The following is a 2,073-nucleotide window of genomic DNA, read 5'->3' on the forward strand; positions in this document are numbered from 1 at the left end:
GGCCGCACTCATGACCGGCTGGGCTCGGTTAATCCTGCATGCCGCGCCCATGAGGTTACTTGTCCGGAGTGCGTCGAGCACAACGAGGAGATGTAGTTCACGATCTTTGAAAAGCGTGGTCAACCATCCAAAGTGTGGATGCCTTTCATCGAAACAAACGATTTCATCAATGTTCTGGAATCCTGCATGGGCAGAAGCACCTGATGGACACCGATGCCCCCACTGCCTCATGGCGTGGCGAGCGTCTTAAGAAACCGCCCGAAAGGAGATTTTTCATGCGCTCTACCGGGCAGTGGAGTGCTGGGAAAGGGAGTTGCAACTGACCGGCCATGTCAAACTGTCCGACTTCTTCCGAGCCTATGGACAGACCGGGAGACGCGCACGTGTAGCGGCTCACATCGTCATACTGCACCTACGCCACACACCGGCCGGACCTGATCCGGCTTTATGAGCATTGGGTTTTGTCAGTTGCCCAAGCGTGATGGCTTTCGCGACGCGGCGCGCCTCAGGAACTGAGCCGCGTCCAGGTCGAAACGCGGGAAAGAAAGACAGGAAACAGAATGGCCGATCAATTCGCAACGGACGTCATTGCCCTGATCAAGAAACGCGCCGAGTCGGAGAGCGGTGAGGGAATGCCTGCGTCATTCGTCGGCGAGATAACAATCGCCACGGAACTGGACGCGCTCGGGTTCGATTCGCTGGGTTTGGCGGACGTCCTCTGGGATGTGGAGCAGGCCTACGGCATCAAGATCGACATGAACACGGCCGATGCCTGGTCCAATCTCAAGAATGTCGGCGACGTCGTGGAAGCCGTCCGCGGCTTGCTTGCGAAGGAGGCTTGAATGGACAGGCGCGTCGTTATCACCGGAGTGGGCGGCCTGTGCGGACTGGGCACCGAGGCCGCCTCTATGTGGAAAGAGATGCGCGAAGGCCGCTCCGCCATCGGCCCGATCGCCAATTCCGAGCTTCATGACCTGGAGGGCATGACCGGCGCTGAGATCAAGGCGCTGCCCCAGCACGACATCAACCGGGGGCATCTCATCTCCATGGACCGCTTCAGCTTGCTCGCCGTGCTTGCAGCGCGCGAAGCCATGCGGCAGGCCGGACTTTCCTGCGACGAGGGGAATGCCCATCGCTTCGGCGCGACAGTGGGCGTCGGATTTACCGGTTCGTACGCAACAGAACAAACTTACCGCTCACTGCTTTTGGGTAGCGCAATCCGTGCTGAACTCTTCACTGGAGTAAAGGTGATGCCCAGCGCCGCTTCCGTCCATCTTAGCTTGAGCCTCGGCTTGCGCGGGCCGGTCTTCGGGGTGACCTCCGCATGTGCCTCGGCCAACCATGCGATCGCCTCGGCGGTGGACCAGATCAAGCTGGGCCGGGCCGACGTAATGGTTTCCGGAGGCAGCGACGCACCCTTCGCATGGGGCGTGCTGAAAGCATGGGAAGCAATGCGCGTGCTTTCACCCGATACCTGCCGGCCCTTCTCCGCCGATAGGAAGGGCCTGGTGCTGGGCGAGGGTGCGGGCATGGCCGTGCTGGAAAGCTACGAGCATGCCACGAGGCGTGGTGCCACAATTCTTGCCGAGATCGCCGGCGTCGGCCTTTCCGCCGATGCCTTCCACATTGCCGCGCCATCTGTCGAGGGGCCAGCGTCGGCGATGCGCGCCTGCCTTGCCGATGCCGGGCTGAATGCCGAGGACGTCGACTACCTCAACGCGCACGGCACCGGTACCAAGAGCAATGATCAGACTGAAACGGCGGCGATCAAGCGTGTGTTTGGAAACCACGCTTATTCGATGTCCATCTCTTCCACCAAGTCCACGCACGCGCATTGCCTCGGCGCAGCGAGCGCGCTTGAAATGATCGCCTGCGTGATGGCAATCCAAGAGGACGTCGTGCCGCCGACCGCCAACTATCGCGAGCCAGATCCCGCTTGCGACCTCGACATCACACCCAATGTGCCGCGGGAGCGCAAGGTGCGCGTCGCCATGAGCAACGCCTTCGCCATGGGCGGTACGAACGCAGTTCTGGCATTCAGGCAGGTGTAGAAGCCATGCAAGACGCCTCATT

General features: G+C 61.0%; 2 protein-coding genes. Both read left to right on the plus strand.

Going from position 1 to position 2,073, the window contains the following annotated elements:
• Positions 1-560 precede the first annotated feature (560 nt).
• Positions 561-842, plus strand: a complete 282-nt coding sequence (locus P9230_RS32170) for an acyl carrier protein (RefSeq protein ID WP_029356603.1) — start codon at positions 561-563, stop codon at positions 840-842.
• Positions 843-2,051, plus strand: coding sequence for a beta-ketoacyl-[acyl-carrier-protein] synthase family protein (locus P9230_RS32175; RefSeq protein ID WP_063169402.1), 1,209 nt, complete (start codon positions 843-845; stop codon positions 2,049-2,051).
• The last annotated feature ends 22 nt before the right edge of the window (positions 2,052-2,073 follow it).

Source organism: Mesorhizobium sp. WSM4887, assembly GCF_029625865.1.
Lineage (GTDB): Bacteria > Pseudomonadota > Alphaproteobacteria > Rhizobiales > Rhizobiaceae > Mesorhizobium.

Excerpts from the sequence above, each read along its gene's own strand:
- P9230_RS32170 (WP_029356603.1), top strand. The coding sequence starts at position 561 with ATGGCCGATCAATTCGCAACGGACGTCATTGCCCTGATCAAGAAACGC.
- P9230_RS32175 (WP_063169402.1), top strand. The coding sequence starts at position 843 with ATGGACAGGCGCGTCGTTATCACCGGAGTGGGCGGCCTGTGCGGACTG.